The following is a 16,598-nucleotide window of genomic DNA, read 5'->3' on the forward strand; positions in this document are numbered from 1 at the left end:
CCCATGCCCCATGCCCCATGCCCCATGCCCCATGCCCCATGCTCTTTCCAACGGGGGATGTGAATGATACCCTATTTTTGTAGGGTCTTAATAAGTAGTGTTACCTAAAATAGAGGGAAGATAGTAAAATGAATTTATTAATGCAAGCAGCAGGTCAAGCAGCAGTTAATGGACCTCATTTTCCTTGGTCAGCAGCTTTTGTATATGTAGCTGGTTTTATTGCTGCTGTTACAATCGGGTCAATTGCTTGGTACAACTCTAAGCGCCCTGTTGGTTGGGAAGACAAAGAACGTCCCAGTGTTGTACCAAAGATTGAGAAAGAAGAAACCCCAGGCGTTGGTGAACCAAAAGCATAAAAAAGGAGTCAGGAATCAGAATACAGGAGTCAGAATAATTCAATAGGTACACAAAATTCAATTCTCAATTCTGGCGACGGACTCCTGTCTTCTTCTTAAGAAAGAATTAAAAAAATACCTTATTCCTGAACTTCAACCCAACGACGGTAAAGCTTTTGAATTTGTTTGAGAATAGTATTATGACCGGGTTGGGTTGACTCATTATCTTTAGATAAAGTTTGCAATTTGGTCAAGAGTTTTGCTTCTTCAATTGCAACTTCCCCATCACTGTAGATTAAGCCACTGAGAGCTTCAATTAAGTTTTGGTAGTCTTCAGCGGTGGGGCGATCGCCTAAATACTCTTTCACCCAATCGTAGCACTGTGCTGGTTGGACAGAAACTAACTCATACAACCAAGGTTGAATTTCTGGATCGTCAGCCACCCCATTTTCTTGGGCTATTCGACGAAGATACTGTCTTTCTTCTGACTGAATTCTGCCATCAATCCAAGCAGCGCCAATCAAGATTTTAATTAAGCTCTTTATACGCGAATTATTAACCATATGCTATATTGTTGGTTGCTCGCTATTTGTTATCTATCTATAAGAATACAGGAGTCAGGAATCAGAATTCAGAATTGAATTCTGTAGGGCAATGATATAATCGTGGAGAAAAAGAAAAATTTTCCACACCAGAAACCAAGGAGAGTTATTCTGACTCCTGTATTCTGACTCCTGAGTTCTGTTCACCTGATTTTTCTTAAACGCGCCATAAAAAAGCCGTCCATATCATATTGATGAGGATAGACTTTTATCCATCCTTGGGTTGTAGAATATTTGCCAGCAGGAGAATCAAAACTCGGCGGCTCAAGTACCCAGTTTGGATGTTCAGCTAAAAAGGATGAAACTACATCTTCATTTTCTTTTGGATGTAGGGTACAAGTAGCATAGACGAGTACGCCCCCATCTTTGACAAAAGTCGATGTATGTGATAGCAATTCTTTTTGAAGTACAGAGAGTTCTTGGACAGTCTCTGGTGTCTGTCTCCATCGTGCATCAGCATGTCGGTGTAAAGTTCCCAAGCCAGAACATGGAGCATCTAGTAAGACGCGATCGCCACTATTCTTAAACTGCGGTAAATTGCGACTATCGCCAATACAAATTTCGATAGATTGCAGCTTCAAGCGTTGAATGTTTTCTTTGAGTTTGTTTAAACGGTGAGCAATAGAATCGCAAGCCCAAATTTTTCCTTTATCCCCCATCAATTCTGCAATATGGGTTGTTTTACCTCCCGGTGCAGCACAAGCATCAATCACCACTTCTCCTTTTTGAGGGTCAAGCAAATGACCAACCAATTGAGCACTACTATCTTGTACAGTCCACCAACCCTCATTAAAGCCTGGTAGATTTTGAATTGCACCACTGCTACCAATTAATCGTAAAGCTTGAGGTAGGTGAGGAATAGGTTTTGATAAAATACCGGCAGATTCTAAAGTAGCTTGAACTTCGTTGAAGGAAGTACGTAGAGGATTAACCCGTAAGTCAATCGCTGGAGTTTTGTTCATCCATTGACACAATTCCTCTGTTTGAGCAAAACCCAGTTGATCTATCCATACTTGAATCATCCAGTCAGGAAAACTGTACAGAATACCCAAGCGTTCTACAGGGTTCTCTGGTAATTTTAGGGTTGGTGGAAATTCGGAAGTGGAACCATCCTCACCCCCTACTAGCCTGATATACTGCCTTAATAAACCATTGACAAATCCTGTCAATCCAGAAAAGCCATTTTCTTTAGCTAGTTGCACCGTAGTATTGACAGCAGCGCTATCCGGAATTCTTTCTTGATAACGTAGTTGATATAAACCTAAGTGTAGGATAGTGCGGAGGTCTTTTGGTTGTTGGTGAGATTTCTTTTTACCAAGTTGATCGATCAAAAAGTCTAGCGTTCGTTGTCTTCTGGCGCAGCCATAAACTAATTCTGTGACAAGACGGCGATCATGATCTGGTAGGCTAACTTTTTGCAGCACTCGATCCAGCGCAATATCAACATAAGCGCCTTTATGAACATCTCGCAGCCCAATAAAAGCTAGCTGGCGGGGGGAGTGAGGGGGGTGGGGAGAGTGGGAAGACAAGGAGGATAAGGGAGAGTTGGATTGTAATATACCTGTAGGGACATACGGTGTACGCCCCCAAGGTTTCGATGTATTTCACACAAATGAAAAGCGCTATAAGATCATAGCAATTTAACCAAATAGTAACGTATGGACGCTATTAAGTTCAAATTCGCAAGCCCTAGAGACAAGTTCTGGGGATAATTCCTCAAAGCTTATCAACGGTAAATGAGTGGGATTTTCTATCAGTTCTTTTGCCAATAAGAAACCGGCGATTGTCCAAGTTTGATATTTTCTAGCTTGTTTTCCAATTAATCTTCCGCCCTTACCATCATAATACTCCGGCCATTCATCTTCCCAAAGGCGTACTTGTGCAATTTCAATCGCCTTTTGTGCAATATGTGTTCTGTTAGTTTTAACAGCAGCAGCAGCCAACATCCACATTAAGACTGGCCAACTTCCAGCATTATGATATGACCAAGGTATATTTTTGGGGTCACATCCTGTAACAATTCTATACTCTTCGTTTTCTAAAGCTGGGAAACAGATTTTCATGGGCATATCTCCCACTAAGTCTTCCCATCGATACTCAATAAGCGTCATAATTGCTTGTGCTTGTTCTTCTGTCGCAAGATCGGAAATTATAGCCATCAAATTTCCGAGAGTAAAGAAGCGAGTATCCAACTGTGATGGTCCCACATTACCGCATAGATAACCACCTTTTCTAGGTAGCCATTTATCTAGTTCACGGTATGGTAGAGAATCTGCATATATATTAAATAGATTGACAGCCGTTTTACCGTATTCCTCACCCTTAAAGCGATAAATAGCATTTAAGCGGTTAAGATCCATCCAATAGTGCTGACGAATATGACCGCATAAAAGAGGTAAACGGTTATCAATTGCTACGATAATGTCTTTGTTTTCTTGATCTTCACAAATCAACATCTCGCGAGCAGCACGCAATGCAGCATAAAATAGAACTTGAATTTCTAGGGGATGTCCAGCGATACCAAAACGACGGTCAATCATACAGGCACCATCTGGAACTAATAGCGTCGGATACATATCAAACCGAGTCGCTAAACAAAGTTCTATTATTAACCTGATACCTTCTTGAAATTCTGGTCTATAGGCGACACAAAAATCTTTTGTCGCGACTGAATAAGCACGTAATAATATTACCCACCATAAACAGCAATCAACTGGTGTGACTCTGGCGATCGCATGTTCACCAAAATCCGGTTCTATATATTCTTTATTATCTACTGATACCACTTTAAAGCTAGCTGGCATTAAACCTCGACCAGGCTTATAAGCATCTAATTGTTTTTCTTTTGGTTGTAACCTTAAAGTAACTTCGAGGAAATTCCGAACAATATCTGTTCTCCCTTTCATGAGAAAAATTAAGGCTGAAGATATAAAATCACGAATAAAACACTGGTCGTAATTAAGAGCTTCAACTGAGACATCATAAGCTGCTAACGTCCCAACAGGAAGCCCCTTATAGTACATGATTGATTTTTCTAATGCTTCCCAAGCCTGTTTTTCTACATCTTTAATTTCTACGAATTTGTCTAATTGCATTTCCAGAATAACTCCAATTGATTTGTTGTTTGCGATTAGTGTGGTTGTAGCACTTTCATTCAATGGATTTTACTTGTGCTATTCTCTGCTTAACAGCTTGAAATTATTGAATAGCCAATATTAACTCAAAAAAGTTATAGCGTGTTTTGTCAATGAAAAACTTAATTCTACATCAGCTTAAATAGTCATGTGTTGTTACTTTTTTACTACTTAAGCTGTGTTTCTTCACTTTAAACAGTAACTTCCTTGATTATTAGCTTCAGTTACATAAAAACCATTTTTCAGTAATTAGTTTTTCATTTCAAAAATGCAGAGTTTTTAGTTTAGCAAGCTAAAGCAAATCCTGTTCACTGTCTATGTCTATGTACAGGACGATACTAATATTCAGTACGCTTATTTAGCCAAGCAGATCTTGCCCCTATGAAACAAACTTATAACATATCTTCATAAAATGCAATCTTCTGTTGAAGATTTGCTTATAAATGATCTAAATGGCATTTCAAAAAAATACTGATTATTTAAAGAGTTTGTGAATCAAACAGAACCATCATGACAGTCCTGTTCGATTTTTGAATAACCTCGCGTAGATAGAGATTTCGTAATAGGGAACACAAAAGAAGGGAGGTTAAGCTGTACTCTTATTGTTTCAAACATGAGCAATTCTATCTTCTCAAAGAAATAATGTTCAATACTCCTTTAGTCATATATCTAAAGTTATAAATTTATGTGATTTTTTCATTCTTCTTAATGTATTTAATAGTATTTTTATATACAAAGGAATTGTAGTTAATACTTTGTGATTAAGTAGAAATATAAAATTTTCCTGAATATTTTCAGAGTTTATGTAAATTGTAATATAAGCAGAAGTATACTACCGACATAAAGATAAGCGTACTTTTAGTGGTTATTAGACACTTTTGGCTCTTCAACACTTGAATACGCCATCTATAAAAAATTTATCTTGGGTGTAGATTGACTGCAATTTTTAAACGACTGAGTAAAAAGTACCACCAAGCTTGTGGCTTAAGTTGATCAGCAATTTTGTAGACAAAAATTTATATTATGCTAAAAACTTCTCAAACTCTTCAGACTCCATCTGTTGAATGCTTACTCAAGCTTTGGGCTCAACGTTACGTACTTAACTTTTCTTCTGTATCCGACCGAACTTTATTATTGCTAGCTAATTCATCACAAGGTAGAACCTTAACCACCAATAAGCTCAAGGATCATGTATTGGATCTTAACTGTCAGATGGCGTGGATACAAACCAAGACTTTATACAACTATATAGGTAATATTTTAGATTTAAACGAGGCAAGGCGCATCACTCAGTTTGCTTTCCGAGTGTATAAGAAGCTACTGGAAGTTTATCAAAAGCACTCCCTTCAAGAGGATGCTTTCCCAACAGAAACAGTTGAAAGTCCTTTGGTTCCAGGATTAAGCGTCTCGCAGATGAAGGAGCTAGTATACGCCCTGGAACCAACATTAATGGTGTTTCAAGAGCAACACCAAGTGTCAAAGGACTGGCGATCGCTTGGCTTTATGACGACACAGTTAAACTTTAGCAACAGCTTAATTCTCAACAAGCTGACATCTGTTGAGCAAGTATTGCTGAGTCCATACTTGAAGTTTATAGAGGAACAAGTCTCTAGCCCTTGGCAACGAGTTTGTAATGCAGCTGCTAAATATGAGTTAGATTCACCAACTTTAATCATTGTAGAGCAGCTGTTCCCGGCTGCTGAAGAGATTGCCCAAGCTGTTTACAAGCGACTCGCTCACTTGCTTCCAAATCACCATAGTCGTAGAGGAGCGTTGAGCGATCCAGGTATAGCACATTCTTGTATTCGCGACCTTACGATGTTCCAATCCTACCTGTGGTTATGTTTTTTACAAGGTACGTTATCACCAATAGAGCAAGAACTACTTCCTTTGTGTGTGATGGTTGTAGAGGGTGTGGAAATAAAATGGGAACTCACCCAAAAATGGTGTCAAGTATTAGCTGATGAAATTATCCGTCGAGTCGACTCAGAACAAAAGGCTTTATTGCTACCTTATACTCAAGGAATGCACGAGATATTTCTTAAACAGCGTAGGCGGTTGGGCTTTAGCGAGGAAAACTCTGTTGATACAGTAGGCTCTAACTCAACAGGCAACGGTTTTTCACAAATGATTTAAGATCACAAATAAATCATAATTAGTTCGTAGTTGCGCTTTAGCGCATTATTAAAGCACAACTACAAAATTTTCAAACTCGTTTATAACACTTTACATAATTGGTATTATTCTTGCCGACTTACTTAGTAATCCTATAATAAGATTTTAGATATATATCATTTAAAACATGAGATAATACTCAGTGATTATCGCGTCACCATAAAAGTAAATAAGTTTTCGAACTAACTTATAACAAACAAATTAAACCAATGGTTTGGTCATCTGGGAAGCAGCTACAAAGTGGTAAGTACGTAATCGAACAAATACTTGGACAGGGTGGATTCGGTATTACATACAAAGCACAGCATGCACTGTTAAACAATCTAGTGGTGATTAAGACACCTAACGAAAGTTTAAAAAATGACCCAGATTACCCCAAATACGTAAAACGGTTTATCGAAGAAGGACGACGATTAGAAAAACTTTCCCAAACCCAACACCCAAATATTGTTCGTGTGAGAGATTTGTTTGATGAGGGTGATGCTTACTGTTTAGTAATGGACTTTGTTGAAGGCGATAGCTTATTCAACCTTGTAAAAACAAGAGGCGCATTACCAATACAGGAAGCTATTAAATATATTAGTCAAATTGGCGAAGCTTTGAAGGTAGTACACGAAGCAGGGTTAGTACACCGAGATGCCCATCCAGGTAATATTATGGTGCAGCAAGATGGCAAAGCTGTACTAATTGACTTTGGAATTGCTAGTGAAACAGCCCCTAAAACTATTAGCTCAAAAGTTTTTGTGAACCCCGCATTTGCACCCCACGAACAAATTCGGGGAGATAGAAAACCAACTCTTGATATTTACGCATTAGCTGCTTCACTTTACTACGCGGTTACAGGTCAATTACCTGAAGCTTCTATGAACCGCAAGATGTATAGCGTACAATTAGTCCCACCACAGCAACATATTCCTACTATAAGTGATGAACTGAACCAAGCAATCCTTAAAGGGATGGAACTAGAACCAGAGAACCGTCCTCAAACAATGCAAGAATGGTTGGAAATGTTAGCTCTCAAACAAGCTTTTGTAGTTTGGACGAGTGGGTTTCAGTTGCATAATGGTAAGTACACAGTTGAAAGAGATATTGCTCAAGGTGGTTTTGGTATCACCTATTTAGCAAGAGCTAATAGCAACGAACGAGTTGTTATCAAAACCTTAAATGAGAGAGTGCAACAACGTCCAGATTTTGCCAAATTTCAGCAAGATTTTGTGAACGAAGCACTACGACTGGCAAAATGTAACCATCCTAATATTGTTAAAGTTTGTGAGGTATTCCAACAAGGGCAACTGTGGTGTATGGTTATGCAATACATAGAGGGTGAACATCTTGCAGATAGAGTTTTGAATCAAGGTGTGTTATCTGAACCAGAAGCTTTGGGTTACATTCGACAAATTGGCGAAGCACTAACAGTCGTTCATCAAAATGGTTTATTGCACCGGGATGTAAAACCTGCAAATATTATCTTGCGCTCCAATCCGCAACAAGCAGTACTGATTGATTTTGGTATTGCGCGGGAATTTACTCAGAATCTTACACTGCTACACACCGCAAATCTTTCTCATTGTTTTGCACCAATAGAGCAATATCAAAGCGTGGCAAAACGCGGTGCTTACACTGATGTTTATGCCCTAGCTGCAACATTGTATTTCGTTTTAACAAAAAGATTACCAGAACCGGCAATAAATAGAGCGAATGGCACACTATTAGTAGAACCTCAAAAGATTAATCCTAGTATTAGTGACAGGGTAAATCGGGCGATACTTAAAGGGATGGAGATAGAACCTCAAGATCGTCCTCAGTTAATGCAGGAATGGTTGGAATTGTTAAAGGAACCTCCTCAAGCTGTTCAGCCGAACCAACCACCGCAACCTGTTGGAGTTCGCTCAGTTACTCCTACCCCACATTCATCAGTAATTATACCTTGGGATTACTTACTCCGTGTTGTTCTCTATTACTCTGTATATAGCTTTTTCTTAGCGCCTTGGGCTGTACCTGTGGCTGTATATGGGTCTATGACTTTAGCTGTAGATGTGGCTTTAGGTCTGTCTATTATTAGCGATGAGTTTGTACCTTTGTTTTTTACTATGGCTGTAGCTACGGCTTTTTTTAGAGTTTTGTGCTGGTCTCCTTTAAATGTTTTATCTGGATCTGTATATTCGTTTTTGGCTGGGGTTTGGGCTCCTTTAAGGTTCGGGGTTGCGGGGATAGCTTGGATTTTAGCTTTCTTTTTGGCTGGGTTTTTAGCTTTCAGTGTGGGTCTGCTTACAGCTTTCCCTGTGGGTCTGTTTCAAAGACAATTATCGACGACATTCTTAAGCAAATGGCTTAGATTTGTAATTGTTGCTACAACTTCTTGCTTAGGTGTAGGATTAGGTTGGCTAGTTTATCAAATATTTCCAATATTTGGACATCACTAAAGGGTTGTGCTTATAAAGTAATGGGTTGAGATTGACCCTCATCCTAACCGTAACCCAATGGCGAGAGGGGAAAGAATTTAGCCCCCTTCTCCATTTTATAAAAACTGCTGTATCTGTATTCAGCAGCGCCTGAAATTGCTTGAGCTATTTGCCGATCGCTACGTTGAATTTGAGAGTGGCAATTTGTTGATTCACACTGAATGCTGCGAAATGGAATCCTCCGCTAAATGGGGTGCAATAGGAACGAGAGCGATTTTCACTTCTCGGTTTAGAACCGTCGCTATTCGAGTCAACATAGAGAGGGAATGCTCCTCATAATCAGCATCCTCTAGGCAAGAAATAACTGATTGAGTAGTACCAATCATCTCAGCTAGCTCTTTTTGGCTCAATCCTGCTTCGGTACGGGCTTCATAAATTAGTTGAGCCACATCAGCGTTTACTGTTGCCTCATTATACATCTGATGCATCTGAGGATCGTCTCCAATCATGTCTTTCATTATTTCTACAGCATCCGTTGTCTTTTTCATGTGTCGATAACCCCTTCAAAAGTATGTTTCTCAGGATTCTGTTCAAACTTTTTCTTTCTCTCCAATGCGTTTTTAAGATCGATGGGAGGAACAGCAGATTGCTCTTTAATCATGCCATGATCGATCACCGCAATATTTCCCCCATAAAAGAAATATAACAACCGATACTGAACGTTTCGATGTTTCGCCCTTAATTCGTAGATCCCATCCTGCAAATAATCGGCTGCAGGTCGTCGAAGTTCATAACCAGACATTTGTAACTGTTCCACTCTTGCCAAGCAGTTTAAAAATCCCTTCGGGTCTTTCTCTCTTATTTTACGAAGCCATTCAACAATCGGAGAGTCACCTTTTTTCTCTTGATAAAATAGGATTTTGGTTGTCGGCACGGTTTACACCTAAATTGTTTATAGCAATATCGCGATAAAACTACAACAACTTTATACCCTATGGCAAACCCTGAGCGCCGTAGATATTTTCTCTAAAGTTTTTTCAACTGACTTGAAAGGTTTGTAGTTGGGCTGTTTTTGCGCTGTAGACACTTCAGTGTCTTCCCACAAGGGTAGCGCAAATACGAACCAATAATGATTTATTTGTCCCTACCTACTTATTACGGGAGTAAGATGATCGCACCACATATTCCAATTTAGGGTATGTTCCTTTTTTTCAAGCGTTGCGAATCATCCAAATCAAACAAGAAAGAATAAAATCTACTGGCGGAACTGGATATTCCGATAAATCAAAAGTTACTGTATTTTCCTCTAACTTCATAAATCGCCATTGGGTACCACTAGTAACGCTACCATAGATAGTATTAACAGGCTTCTTTTTCGCTTTATTAAATCGCTGAGCAGCAACCATTTCTGCTACACACTGTCCAATTCCACTCTTTAAATCTGCTTTTTTTGCTTCCACAATCACAACTGCAGGAGCATCTATTTCTATAAGTTTAGGTGAGCGACTCAGCAAAAAATCACATCTTCCGTTCAGTCCTACAGAACTATCAACATCAAAATCTTCGCCAGAAAAAATACCGATTTGTTTTTCCAAAATTCTCCACACTTCCAGGAGGATGGGAGCAATAATTAATTCGGAACGCACTTTTTCGCTACCCGTGGCGATCGCGATCGGTAAAACTTCTTCCAAATAACCCACAAGTTGATCAGAAGCTTTGATTAGTTCAATCTCTGGAAGAAACCGTCTTCCTTCAACTGTTGTTAAACCAAAAGCTTCTTCCACTTTTGTGATTGTTGTAAATTCGCTGTATGGCATATGTCGTTAGATAAAACAAATGTAGATCCAGCGAGTAATTGAACAAATACGTCACTGTTAAAAAGCAGAATCAAAAATTTGTTGAGCAGTCAGGTTTAGCTGGGGAAATGTGGGAGAAGTGATAAGGCTATTTCCTGTAAATGGAGTCATTTGGTACTCCCCATCAATTAATTCACACACAAAAATAGTTGGTTGTTTTGGGTTACCGATAAACTTACGTCCCCCCAGTGCTGCATAATCGACGATCCAGTATTCAGGTACCCCCATTTCCTCATAGTCGCCTAATTTGTCGTAGTAGTCATCACGCCAGTTGTGACTAACGACTTCTATTACTAATGGAACTGACTCGGCTTGAGTAACCGTAGATGTCTTTTTCCATAAAGGCTCATTGGCAATATTATCAAAATTTAGCAACAATACATCGGGTGAGTAAGCTGACTCAGCAGAAGGCGTTTTGACGTATACAGTTTTGGGAATTCCATAAGGTTGGTTGAGACGGTCAAATTCCACCGTGAGCTTGCGCGACAAAAATGCGATAATTTTTTCATGCTCTCCGCTTGGTGGTGGCATCTCAACAATTGCTCCTTTATGCAGTTCGTAAAGCTTACCATCGTTTGGAATCCATTCGATAAATTCATCGAAGGTTATTAGTTTGGCTAGGGTTTGGGTCATACAACCTCGGGATAATTAGGCAATTCACTTAAGGAAGGTACTTCGTATCCTCGCGAATGAAGAACTGACCAAGCATAGGCTTTCTGCAACATCAAAATATCAGCATATTTCCTTAACTCACTAAGTTCTTGACGTTCCACAGCAGTTAATTCGACCGTTTGATTTTTCTCTAATAATTCTATATGGCGTCGCTGTTGCTGGCGTAACAACATATCGTAGTAAATCAGAGTAAAACCCCAAATATAAGATTGTTCATCTGTTTCGCAGTCTGATTGACGGTAGTAACTGGTTTGTTGGTCAAACAAATCAATTCTCTTAGGACACCGTTTCTAGACCCTACCGCCTACGCCGTGGCGGTTTACCTTGGTTGATATGTCTTTGATCTAACCATCCGCTCCGGACAGCAGATTCCAAACTATGACCATTATCTGCAAGGAATAATGCTATTCGCCCCTACAGGTCTGAAACAGCCATTATCCGTTAATACACATGATGTTCGATTTGTATAGTGCATAAGTCCTATAAATCAGCCCTTTCAAGGTGGTCGAATAAGGAACGAAAATTGGTCATTTCAATCGTCAAAGGGTTTTATTTTTTAGGATAGAAGTCAGGATGAGCGCCCTGAAACAACGTGTCTTGGTTAGTCACCTTGAAAGGGTTGGTCCTATAAATTTAGGGTTCATAAGGCTTGAAATTATTGTAGTGCGGGCATCTTGCCCGCGTCCTATAAAAAAAATTAAATGTGCAACGGCTTATTTCTATCTAAAATTCTAGCAACACGGAGAACTTAGCGCTAAAGCGCAACTACGAACCAATTTTGCAACGAAACTTATTGATTTTTATAGTCTTGTGGTGATAGGAGTGTTAATCTCTATCTTCAAGCTCGAATTTTGTGTAAAGTGAGGATTTGGGATATTTTATTTCTTAGTTAACAAGCTGCCCTTAACATGACCTCAGTTTTTCCTCATAAAAAAGCTAAAGCCCTCAAACCTACTAGCCGTCGTCCAGCGAAAGAACTGTGTAGCGAGTGCGGACTGTGTGATACATATTATATTCACTATGTCAAGGAAGCTTGTGCTTTTCTTAATCAACAGATACATGAACTGGAAGAACAAACACACACTCGTTCCCGCAATCTAGATAACCCAGATGAGCTTTACTTTGGTGTTCATCAAGATATGATGGCGGCACGAAAAAAAGAACCGATTCCTGGTGCTCAATGGACAGGGATTGTTAGCACGATCGCCATTGAAATGCTGAACCGTAACCTTGTTGAAGGTGTCGTCTGTGTACAAAATACCAAAGAAGACCGCTTTCAACCAATGCCGATCATCGCCCGCACTCCAGAAGAAATACTAGCAGCAAGAGTCAACAAACCTACACTTTCACCTAATCTTTCTGTCTTAGAACAGATTGAAAAATCAGGAATGAAGCGGCTATTAGTCATCGGTGTTGGGTGTCAAATCCAAGCACTACGAGCTGTTGAAAAACAACTTGGCTTAGAAAAGCTCTATGTCTTGGGTACTCCATGTGTAGATAATGTAACTCGTGCTGGGTTGCAAAAATTCTTAGAAACCACCAGTCGCTCGCCTAATACTGTTGTACATTACGAGTTCATGCAAGACTTCCGCGTTCACTTCAAGCATGAAGACGGTTCAATAGAAACAGTGCCTTTCTTTGGATTGAAGACGAACAAGCTCAAAGATGTTTTTGCTCCATCTTGTATGAGCTGCTTTGATTATGTTAATTCTCTAGCAGATTTAGTTGTCGGCTATATGGGTGCACCTTTTGGTTGGCAATGGATCACGGTTAGAAATGATACAGGCAGGGAAATGCTGGAATTAGTCAAAGATTGGCTAGAAACTCAGCCAGTGATGACAAGTGGCGATCGCAAAGCTGCTGTGCAACAAAGCATACCCGCCTATGATAAAGCCGTTACGATTCCTATATGGGCTGCAAAACTCATGGGTGTAATTATTGAAAAAATTGGCCCCAAAGGTTTAGAATATGCTCGTTTCTCGATTGATTCTCACTTCACCCGTAATTACTTATACGTAAAGCGAAATCATCCAGAAAAATTAGAGGCACACGTACCAGAGTTTGCAAAACGAATTGTAAATCAGTATAAACTCCCCAAATCTTAGCTAAACCCATTGCCCCATGCCCCATGCCCTAAGCCAAATGATTGTTTTTCCAGTCTTCAAAATCCGTATCAGTTGACCATATCCAGCGAGGACAATCAGTTCCTCCTGGTATAGAGGTAACATCTCTATGTGGTTTGATGTTGGTAGCTGGTATGCTGTAGGCTTCCATTAAATATTTGACAAGAGCAATGCTAGACTGCTGTTGGGCAGGAGTCATACCTCGATTGGCATTGGTAGCTTCATGTTCAATGCCAATAGAACGACTGTTTACGATGCGATCGCCAGCGTGCCAAGCACGAAAGCTATCTTTAACCATCTGGATAATCTCACCAGTACGCGCCACTATATAGTGAGCAGATACATTCGCGTTAGGATCTTTAAAAGTATCAATAGACGCTTGTAAGCTAGCATCTGTATTGTGCATGACAATCATATCGATTTTGGTTCCGTTGCGGCTGTTGTAATTAGACTCATCCGCAGGAATAAATCTTATTTTTGGTGTTTTTGCATGACCAGATCCGTGAGCATGATTCACTGGTTTATGCTCAGGTTCATTAATATCACCCAGCACAACCTTCATCATACCAGGAGGGTTTTGACTGTTAAACCAATGTTTCATCTCAGCCACGACCGCATGATACTCTCGATTAGATATAGGAGACTTATTGATTTTATCGATGTAATACTGCTCTTCCATCCAGTAGATTGCTTTATCCGTTTCTAAAATCCAAGTTCCCATTTTGCTAGCACCCTGTTTTGCCTAAAGAAGATCTAGCTAATATACTCTAGGCTTGACAATTAAACATCAAGCGATACCGTTGCAAATTTAATTTTTGACGACTGAATAAAAATTTAGCTTGAACCAAAAGAAGCCCCACGTCTTACCCCGTACCTCATCTCCTTACGGAGACGGTGCAGCTATGCCCGCTTTCTCTTTACGGGAAAGCAAGCTATGCGTAGCGTAGCGTCTCGCAGAGAAGGGGCACCAGGAGTCAGTGCAAAGGTAACCGACTTCAGTCAAAAATTAAAAGCTTATTTCTAAACCAGGATCAGTTTTTTGCTATACTCTTGTGGTAGCTGTATCGCTACAAACAAAAGGTATTTTTCAACCCAAAGCGTGGGAGATCCCTATGCAAATATCTCAACCAGCAATTCCTTTTGGCGGCTGTTTTAAGACTGTTTCAGAAACTCAGATCGATAGTCAGTTAGTGTTTGTCGGTTTGCCAGATGAACAGCAATCATCTTACCGTCGAGGCTGCGCTAAAGGACCAAAAAGAATCCGTGAGGCTTACGATGGCTATTGTTACAACTCTACGACAGAATCCGGCATCGATTTGACTGCTGCTGTGGTGGATCTTGGTGACTGGCTACCACAAGGTTGTTGGGAGTTAACACAAAAGAGCTATTACTCTGGTGCCCAGTCTCTATTTCGTGCAGGGAAAATACCCTTTTTTGCAGGTGGGGATCATGCTGTAACTATTGCAATAGGGCAAGCTTTAGATGTCTTAGATGAGCCAATTCATATTGTCCAAATTGATGCACACCCCGATTTGTATCCTCAGTTGGATGACAATCCCTATTCTCACGGGTGTGTAGCAGCTCGCTTGTTGGAGTTCAAGCATATTGCTTCAATCACCCAAATTGGGATCCGTACTATGAACTCGATTCAAAACCAGCAGGCTCAGCGGTTTAGCGATCGCTTTCATTTGGTTCTAGCTCGTGACTTACCCGAACAATTAGAACGGCTGCCACACTTAACAGAAGGTGCGCCAGTCTACCTCACCATCGATTTAGATGGTTTTGATCCAGCATTTGCTCCTGGAGTTTCCCATCCTGTTCCTGGTGGATTGACTTCACGACAAGTTCTTAACTTCATTCAGCGATCTCAATGGAATTTAGTGGGTATGGATGTAGTAGAGTTAAATCCAGAACAGGATGTGAACGATCAGACTGCAATTCTAGCTGCTAGGTTACTCCATGAGGGTATGGGATATGCAATGCAACAATCTTCAAGACCTTGGAAATCCCAGAATGTTCACACCGTATAAGAGCGTTTACGCGTCTGGGAGTTTAGCATAAAAACTACCAAAAAACTTAAAATGTTTTTAATCCGATGGTAAATCAATCTTTATGAAGCAGCTCCTGATCTAGAGGACGCTTGATTTCATCGACACCAATCTTTACCTCAACCCCTGGATTTGATTCAAGGCTTAACTGGTTTTTATTAGTGAACTCAGCTTGAGTATTATCCGACGTTATATTACCCGATTGAGCAAGATAAATACCAAATAAAACAACAAACAACCCTATTATGTTGAGGTAAGTTAACCGTTCTTTAAAGACGATCCAGGCAAGCACTGCTGAAAGAATAGGTTGCAGTAACATAAACATGGAAACAAATGCTGAGGAAAGTTCCTTGAGTTGATAGATAAAAATTACAGAAGCAATCACTTGACAAAGAACACTGAGAGAGATCACATATACCCATCCCCACAATGAAGCTGGAAAAACTTGATTTTCAAAAATCAGGACAAATGGGAGGAGTACGGCACTAGAAACGATACAACACCATAGTGATAAAGTCAGTGTTGAAAATTGAGAACGGAGTTTTTTTATAGTCAAAAAGTAACCGGCATAAACAGCAGCAGAGAATAAAGCCCAAGCATCACCTATCAGGTGTTCTTGAGAAACTTGTAAATCTTGAATTCCAATGGCGATCGCACCCGTTAGAGCAACGGTCATTCCTATAAGGAACTTCTTATCAAAACGTTGACCTAAAAACAGCCATCCTGCAAGAACAGTAAACACTGAGGGTAAGTTATGAAGTAGATTTGAATTAGCAACAGTGGTTTGAGTCAAAGATAAAGCCCAAGTGACTAAGCACACTTCTCCAAAAATCACCACTGCTAATAGAGTAGCCACAGTTCCAAGGGTAATTGGTTCTGGCTTTTTTAACTCTGACAAATCCTTTTTATTTCTGTCTAAGAATACTTTGATGCCTTGCCAGAAGAGGAAGACTACACTTGCTATTAATTCCCGATTGAAAACTGTTGCATTAGGACCGAGATCATTTTCCGTCAGCCTTGTAAATATTGGATCCAAAGATACTAGCAAAACCGCTATTAATAACAAAATAAAGATCTGAATGGATGCTGCGGATTCTATTTTATGTTGTCGATTACTAAGAATATTAGTCATTTAAAGTGCTTATTATTACAATTGGTTTGGTAGATGAAAATTGTTTTGACAAATGTACCCCATTAATTGTATACATTAATAGTGTGTATTAACACACAATATTTTCACAGATGTTCCCT

The 16,598-nt window shown here is 39.8% G+C and carries 15 protein-coding genes; 5 read left to right on the forward strand and 10 right to left on the reverse strand.

Annotated elements, in window-relative coordinates; genetic code table 11:
- Nucleotides 1-128: 128 nt before the first annotated feature.
- Nucleotides 129-356, forward strand: a complete 228-nt coding sequence (gene psb35, locus G4P69_RS13750) for a photosystem II assembly protein Psb35 (protein ID WP_208342229.1) — start codon at nt 129-131, stop codon at nt 354-356.
- A 119-nt stretch (nt 357-475) separates the two neighbouring features.
- Here psb35 and G4P69_RS13755 read toward each other — a convergent pair whose 3' ends face one another.
- The 3 genes from G4P69_RS13755 to G4P69_RS13765 form a co-directional block, all read right to left on the reverse strand.
- Complete coding sequence (locus G4P69_RS13755) at nt 476-898, reverse strand: tellurite resistance TerB family protein (protein WP_208342231.1); 423 nt, start codon at nt 896-898, stop codon at nt 476-478.
- A 182-nt stretch (nt 899-1,080) separates the two neighbouring features.
- A complete protein-coding gene (locus G4P69_RS13760; RefSeq protein ID WP_208342233.1) occupies nt 1,081-2,466 on the reverse strand; it encodes a 16S rRNA (cytosine(967)-C(5))-methyltransferase in 1,386 nt (461 codons plus the stop codon).
- 111 nt (nt 2,467-2,577) lie between these two features.
- Nucleotides 2,578-4,032, reverse strand: a complete 1,455-nt coding sequence (locus G4P69_RS13765; RefSeq protein WP_208342235.1) for a glycoside hydrolase 100 family protein — start codon at nt 4,030-4,032, stop codon at nt 2,578-2,580.
- Nucleotides 4,033-5,094: 1,062 nt separating this feature from the next.
- Here G4P69_RS13765 and G4P69_RS13770 point away from each other — a divergent pair.
- Nucleotides 5,095-6,207 (forward strand): hypothetical protein, encoded by a 1,113-nt coding sequence (locus G4P69_RS13770; RefSeq protein ID WP_208342237.1) that lies wholly within the window; start codon nt 5,095-5,097, stop codon nt 6,205-6,207.
- 248 nt (nt 6,208-6,455) lie between these two features.
- Nucleotides 6,456-8,669 (forward strand): serine/threonine protein kinase, encoded by a 2,214-nt coding sequence (locus tag G4P69_RS39210; RefSeq protein WP_243902428.1) that lies wholly within the window; start codon nt 6,456-6,458, stop codon nt 8,667-8,669.
- Nucleotides 8,670-8,860: 191 nt separating this feature from the next.
- Here the strand turns inward: G4P69_RS39210 and G4P69_RS13785 are convergent, their stop codons facing one another.
- From G4P69_RS13785 to G4P69_RS13805, 5 genes are all read right to left on the reverse strand, one after another.
- On the reverse strand, nt 8,861-9,196 hold the full coding sequence (locus G4P69_RS13785; protein WP_208342239.1) for a helix-turn-helix domain-containing protein: 336 nt from the start codon (nt 9,194-9,196) through the stop codon (nt 8,861-8,863).
- The gene (locus G4P69_RS13790) at nt 9,193-9,582 is read right to left on the reverse strand and encodes a type II toxin-antitoxin system RelE/ParE family toxin (protein WP_208342240.1); all 390 of its coding nucleotides are present in this window, start codon (nt 9,580-9,582) and stop codon (nt 9,193-9,195) included. The genes G4P69_RS13785 and G4P69_RS13790 overlap by 4 nt, the downstream gene beginning before the upstream one ends.
- Before the next feature lie 277 nt (nt 9,583-9,859).
- The gene (locus G4P69_RS13795; protein ID WP_208350234.1) at nt 9,860-10,465 is read right to left on the reverse strand and encodes a hypothetical protein; all 606 of its coding nucleotides are present in this window, start codon (nt 10,463-10,465) and stop codon (nt 9,860-9,862) included.
- 57 nt (nt 10,466-10,522) lie between these two features.
- Nucleotides 10,523-11,137, reverse strand: coding sequence for a Uma2 family endonuclease (locus tag G4P69_RS13800; RefSeq protein WP_208350237.1), 615 nt, complete (start codon nt 11,135-11,137; stop codon nt 10,523-10,525).
- On the reverse strand, nt 11,134-11,442 hold the full coding sequence (locus tag G4P69_RS13805) for a hypothetical protein (protein WP_243902851.1): 309 nt from the start codon (nt 11,440-11,442) through the stop codon (nt 11,134-11,136). Before G4P69_RS13805 ends, G4P69_RS13800 begins: the two co-directional genes overlap by 4 nt.
- A 642-nt stretch (nt 11,443-12,084) precedes the next feature.
- Here G4P69_RS13805 and G4P69_RS13810 point away from each other — a divergent pair.
- A complete protein-coding gene (locus G4P69_RS13810; RefSeq protein ID WP_208350251.1) occupies nt 12,085-13,281 on the forward strand; it encodes a Coenzyme F420 hydrogenase/dehydrogenase, beta subunit C-terminal domain in 1,197 nt (398 codons plus the stop codon).
- 28 nt (nt 13,282-13,309) lie between these two features.
- Here the strand turns inward: G4P69_RS13810 and G4P69_RS13815 are convergent, their stop codons facing one another.
- On the reverse strand, nt 13,310-14,020 hold the full coding sequence (locus tag G4P69_RS13815) for an N-acetylmuramoyl-L-alanine amidase (protein WP_208350253.1): 711 nt from the start codon (nt 14,018-14,020) through the stop codon (nt 13,310-13,312).
- A 391-nt stretch (nt 14,021-14,411) separates the two neighbouring features.
- On the opposite strand from G4P69_RS13815, the gene speB reads away from it, so the two are divergent.
- Nucleotides 14,412-15,329 carry an agmatinase gene (gene speB / locus G4P69_RS13820; protein WP_208350255.1) on the forward strand — a complete coding sequence of 306 codons (918 nt, stop codon included), beginning with the start codon at nt 14,412-14,414 and terminating at the stop codon, nt 15,327-15,329.
- Between the two features lie 73 nt (nt 15,330-15,402).
- On the opposite strand, the gene G4P69_RS13825 is transcribed toward speB, so the two are convergent.
- Entirely contained in the window at nt 15,403-16,479 is a 1,077-nt protein-coding gene (locus G4P69_RS13825) for a DMT family transporter (RefSeq protein WP_208350257.1), read from the reverse strand.
- Nucleotides 16,480-16,598: the final 119 nt, after the last annotated feature.

The sequence above is a fragment of the Aetokthonos hydrillicola CCALA 1050 genome (genome assembly GCF_017591665.1).
In the GTDB taxonomy this organism is placed as follows: Bacteria; Cyanobacteriota; Cyanobacteriia; order Cyanobacteriales; family Nostocaceae; genus Aetokthonos; species Aetokthonos hydrillicola.